The following is a 4,791-nucleotide window of genomic DNA, read 5'->3' on the forward strand; positions in this document are numbered from 1 at the left end:
GATATAAACCAACAGGCAAGAAAGCAGACACGGCAAAGCATAAGCGGATCTTAGAACTGGCAGCACTTGGCAGCATGACAAAAGACGAAATAGCCAAAGCGGTAGGCGTGGGCGTTGCTACTGTTTATCGAGTATTAAAAGCAGGGTGATGCTTATCACTTCAGGAACGCTTTAAGACCACGATCTAACCGATCAAACAAGCCACGTTTTTTAGGTTGTTGCATCGTGTCATTTTGCAATGTTGCATCATGTTGCTTTGTGACGTTGCTATTTGCTTCATACGGCGTTTCATCATGTTGCATGGCTTGATCTATGGGCGTTTCAGTATCGTTGCATGTTGTTGCTTCAGGACGTTGCGCGGACGTTTCAGGTGCAACAAGTAGCCTTTGCAAGTGGTCAATCTGAGAATCTTTTTGCTCAAGTTGTTTCGTCAATAACTCGACCTGACTTTTTAATATGTTGATCACTTCCCTATCGTTTGCATTACTGGCAGGCGGTTCTATAGATTGCTTTACAGGTGCAGGCGGTTCACCAAAGACGCGGATCACTTCAGCAAGATCAAACAGGCCATTACTCAAGCGCGACAGCTTGCCATTGCTTACAGCCCTATAGATTGTGGTTCTATTGACGTTAAAGCGTTTAGACACTTCAGTTAGGGAGAGTTGAGCCATATTTTTTCTGTTTTATTGCAATCCGTGTCAATATATTATCATCCATAAAATCAATTAAATAGAAAGCAATAATTGCTTTAAAACTCTATATAATTGTGTACTATAGGACACATAGATTTAGATTTTCATATATCTAAAAACAAAAAAAACCGCATTGGCGTGCGGTTCGTTTGCAGATCCTAAGATCTAAATTTATTTGCTACTGTTCAGTTTTCGCAGACAAGACAGGAAGCATAAGGGTTATGTTATTAATAACATGATGACATTGTATCTTGATAATAATATCAGCGCAATAGCTTATGCTTTAAAACTAGAACAGTAGCCCTTTGATTTTTTAAAGAATTAATGAGGTTACACATGCACCAATTACAAAACACCATCACAGCCCCGCAAATTGCTAAAATTATCAACCGCCGTACTATCACTGTGCAGCGTTGGGCAGAATCAGGAAAGCTACCCAAGCCTATTTGCCGTTTCGGTATAACTTACGTTTGGGACAAGTCCGAAGTATTTAAAGCCCTTGAAAGTCTAGGATACCTAACAGCCTCGAATGATGCGCTTTATAGCGAAAATCAGGAGGCTCAGAAATGAAAAAGGACTTCCACCGTTTACACAATGAAAGCCCCCTAGACAAGACAGATTATAGCACAGAAATATTAAAACAATGGCTTGTTGAAAACACTAGGACGCCACGACTCCCAATTAATAAGCGATCTATTCTAGGCAGCCTAAACATTGAGAATGCCCAGCCATTTTTAGAGGTTAGTCAGTTTGTTACCCTTGAGGGTAAAGACCTTTTAGAAAGTGGCTTGGTATTGCTTCAATACGATAAAACACTAAGCAACCTTGTAGGCTTGGCGGTTCAGGATGCAGATAGAAAAGCCGTTTATATTGGTCAGCGAGGCACAACGGCGTTCAATATTGAGCAAAGCATAAGAAAGGATCTTGTTCTTTGTTCAACAAATACAAGCCTTGCAATCAAAGCAGCAGAAACAGGCTATCAAGTTGCATTGTCAGACTATGAAACGCTTCACAGTTGTTTAAGTGATGATGTAATTCTTTTAGATTGTAGTGATCTATTTACAGGCAAAACGCTTGCAGAGCTTACAGCTAAAGAAATGCGCCGTTTGATTGATGACGCGTATCGAAAGGAAAAAGAGAGATCATTAAAAGCCCAGCACATCTATTCACTTGCTGAAATCAAACACTCAAGCGATAAGACAGCAGCAGAAATACTAGATCAATTAAACAAAGAGCAAGATCCCTTTAAATGCGCCCAGCTTGCCTATGCTTACACGTTTAAGACTTTGCCTAACATTCCATACAAGGAAAGTTTAAAGGGCGTCAGAGCTAAACTAGAGGGCAAATTAAACGGCGTTATGCTGGATCTTATTCTTGATTGCGCCCAGTGGATTTTAGATAGAAACAAAGAGCAGGCATTAAAGGCCATAACAATTCATGACACTAAGCAGCACAGACATTTAGTTATCAATAATTTTGATGAATTAAACGACCTGAATTATAAGGGCGTGATTTTAGTTAAAGCACCGACTGGCATGGGCAAAACTCAGAAAGTAGGCAAGCCGTTTGCTGAATGGTGTCAAAGCAACAATTACACATTCTTATCCGTTGCTCACTTGCGAAGCCTTATATCTGAATTGAGCAGCAGGCTTAATACTTCACACTATGAAGATGAAAAGGAAACATACAAGCTGGCGAAGAAAGCAGGGATAGAAGCGCAAGGCTTTATTGATTCACTATCCGTATGTTTACCAAGTCTTTTAAGTGATGCTTACAGCAAGTTTATGAGCAATGTTCGTCATGTTTTTATTGATGAAATCACTCAAGTTTTAAACGTGTTTGCTTCAGAGAAAGTTTTTAGCAGCACCGATGTAGAGCAAGTTTTTTTATTCTTTAAAGACCTGATAGCAAAGGCTGAATGTTTGATTGTGGCAGATGCCAATATAAATCAGCAGACAATTGATTTTATTGAATCATGCAGACCTAATGAGCGTTTTAATATCGTAGAGATCAAGCCAAAGAATGAGCATAAGAAAGCATGGCTTTATGAAAGTGACAAAGAGCTTACAGGCAAGATCCTGAATGACGTTATTGCCCTAAATAAAAAGGTTTGGATTACTTGCGACAGCCCAAAGCAAGGCCGTTTGCTTTACGAGTTGTTTAGCAGTAGAGGGATAAAGGCGCGATTGATTTTAGGGCAAGATCATAAAATAAAAGGTTCAGCAGAATTTTTAAAAGACGTGTCGAATGAATCCCTAAAATATCAAGTTGTCATTGCATCCCCAGCGATTAGCTCAGGCGTATCAGTTGAACACGTAGAGCCTTACTTTGATTATGTAGCAGGGTTCTTTTGTGGTACGTCAGTAAGATCAGCAGACGCTTATCAGATGCTTGGCCGTGTACGTTATGCCAAAGAATTTCATCTATCCTTATCTCATAAAAGCAGCACCGTTATTTCGCATGAAAACGTCATTGCAGCAAAGCAGGCAGTAGCAGAGCTAGAGGGCGGCAAAGTTGAAGTAACAGGCCTTACAAAACATTTAGAACGCATTGCAGAGTATGACAGCAAAGATAGCAATAACTTTGCAAATAACCTCTATTACATGCTTGAGCATTATCACTTTGAAATTATGCGCGCCGTTTATGCTTATGATCCGACACTAGACCTCGCAGGGATCAGAAAGGAATTAAACGAAGCAGACAGACAAGGCATTTTAAATGCTCAGGCGATTACAGCAGAACAGGCGGACAAGTTTAGACGTAGCGATTACTTAGAGAGATCCGATTATTACGCATTGAAAGCCTATGATAAGCGCATGTATTTGAATATGCCCTATGACGCTAAATTAACAGAGCAGCACCTAGAGATTAATGTAGCCCAGTTAAAGCGATTAAATGCCTTTTGTGGACGCTATGAAGCAGCAACAGACAAAAGCAGGGATATATCACTTAGAAACTTTACTGAAGCCACAGCAAAGCTATACAAGGATGCTTTTAGTTGTATTGATTTTAAAGGCGGTGCAGCTTATGACGAAGCAGCAGCAAGGCAGATCCTAGACCATATAGAGCCGTACAGGTTGAAGCTGGCAGCTATTGGCGCGATCCCTAAAGTTTTTGGATGCGATAGGTACAAGCGCAAGAAATCAGCAATCAAAGAGCTAAATTCTATTTTTACTTATATCGGTATCAGTCAAAAGCGGATCAATAATCCATACAACAGGACAGAAAGACAGGCCACTATTGGACACATGCCGCATAATTTATATAGCAATTATGGGGGGAAGTGTCCGTTAAGCGGTGACAAAGTTTATTTAATTGATGAACAAAACTTAGAACAACAACAGCATTTAGCAGAGATCCATACAGTGAAATCAAACGCTATCGAGCTGAAAACGGTATCAGATCAGGTACAGGACAAAGAGCCGAGCAATGAAAGCCCATATTTTGCGGATATGCCAAGCAATGCAGGCTTTTATGCAATAGATCCCGATGACGACTATTGGCGGACAGGGACAAGCTAACTGGACACATTGAGCCTTTTTTCTATAGGAACTGATTAGCCTAAGTTGATTTGCTTAGGCTACTTCCACCTCTATAAAGAGTTTTTACATGAATGACTTAACGCTACTCAATTCAGATTTGGATTTAGATTTAACGCTACTAGATGATGAAGCATTTGCAGCCGATCTAGTGGCATTTGCTGAAAAGCTAGAACAACAATGGCATGAATTACTAGCAGAACAGTCAAGACTTCCACCACTATAAAAAAGAGAGTTTTCGGCTATCTTATAGATTCCAATAAAACCATTGAACAGAGTTTTCGGATAGGTACGCGCGCGGACTTGATAAAACTTGATAAAACCTGACAAAACCTGACATTTCTGTAGTCCATAAAAAAGGGATCTAGCATCCTGAACGTGTAATTTTTCGACCCCATAAAAAAGGATCTAGCAGCCGTTCTAATCGGGATTAGATTTTTCTGACATCTAGCACGGCGTAGCTATTGCCGACATCCCCAAAATTGGGGAGATCAAAAGCCTATCATTGGACTATACCCAAAAGATAAGTGATAAATAGCAATATAATTCTATCATTAGAC

General features: G+C 40.0%; 5 protein-coding genes. 4 read left to right on the plus strand and 1 reads right to left on the minus strand.

What is annotated here, in order from left to right; genetic code table 11:
- The coding region (locus FTU54_RS14950; RefSeq protein WP_180074893.1) for a helix-turn-helix domain-containing protein at positions 1-149 on the plus strand (149 nt) is incomplete at its 5' end.
- A 6-nt stretch (positions 150-155) separates the two neighbouring features.
- On the opposite strand, the gene FTU54_RS14955 is transcribed toward FTU54_RS14950, so the two are convergent.
- On the minus strand, positions 156-671 hold the full coding sequence (locus FTU54_RS14955) for a plasmid replication DNA-binding protein (protein ID WP_180074904.1): 516 nt from the start codon (positions 669-671) through the stop codon (positions 156-158).
- Between the two features lie 357 nt (positions 672-1,028).
- Here FTU54_RS14955 and FTU54_RS14960 point away from each other — a divergent pair, with 357 nt between their 5' ends.
- The 3 genes from FTU54_RS14960 (at position 1,029) to FTU54_RS14970 (ending at position 4,457) form a co-directional block, all read left to right on the plus strand.
- A complete protein-coding gene (locus tag FTU54_RS14960; RefSeq protein ID WP_180074905.1) occupies positions 1,029-1,262 on the plus strand; it encodes an AlpA family transcriptional regulator in 234 nt (77 codons plus the stop codon).
- Positions 1,259-4,213 (plus strand): plasmid replication protein, CyRepA1 family, encoded by a 2,955-nt coding sequence (locus tag FTU54_RS14965; protein WP_180074906.1) that lies wholly within the window; start codon positions 1,259-1,261, stop codon positions 4,211-4,213. The genes FTU54_RS14960 and FTU54_RS14965 overlap by 4 nt, the downstream gene beginning before the upstream one ends.
- Positions 4,214-4,301: 88 nt before the next feature.
- Positions 4,302-4,457, plus strand: coding sequence for a hypothetical protein (locus FTU54_RS14970; RefSeq protein ID WP_180074907.1), 156 nt, complete (start codon positions 4,302-4,304; stop codon positions 4,455-4,457).
- The last annotated feature ends 334 nt before the right edge of the window (positions 4,458-4,791 follow it).

It is taken from the genome of Acinetobacter sp. YH12116 (assembly GCF_013418895.1).
Classification (GTDB): Bacteria; Pseudomonadota; Gammaproteobacteria; order Pseudomonadales; family Moraxellaceae; genus Acinetobacter; species Acinetobacter indicus.

Bases quoted from the DNA above. Each gene is read 5' to 3' on its own strand.
- FTU54_RS14955 (WP_180074904.1), bottom strand. From the start codon at position 671: ATGGCTCAACTCTCCCTAACTGAAGTGTCTAAACGCTTTAACGTCAAT.
- FTU54_RS14960 (WP_180074905.1), top strand. From the start codon at position 1,029: ATGCACCAATTACAAAACACCATCACAGCCCCGCAAATTGCTAAAATT.
- FTU54_RS14965 (WP_180074906.1), top strand. From the start codon at position 1,259: ATGAAAAAGGACTTCCACCGTTTACACAATGAAAGCCCCCTAGACAAG.
- FTU54_RS14970 (WP_180074907.1), top strand. From the start codon at position 4,302: ATGAATGACTTAACGCTACTCAATTCAGATTTGGATTTAGATTTAACG.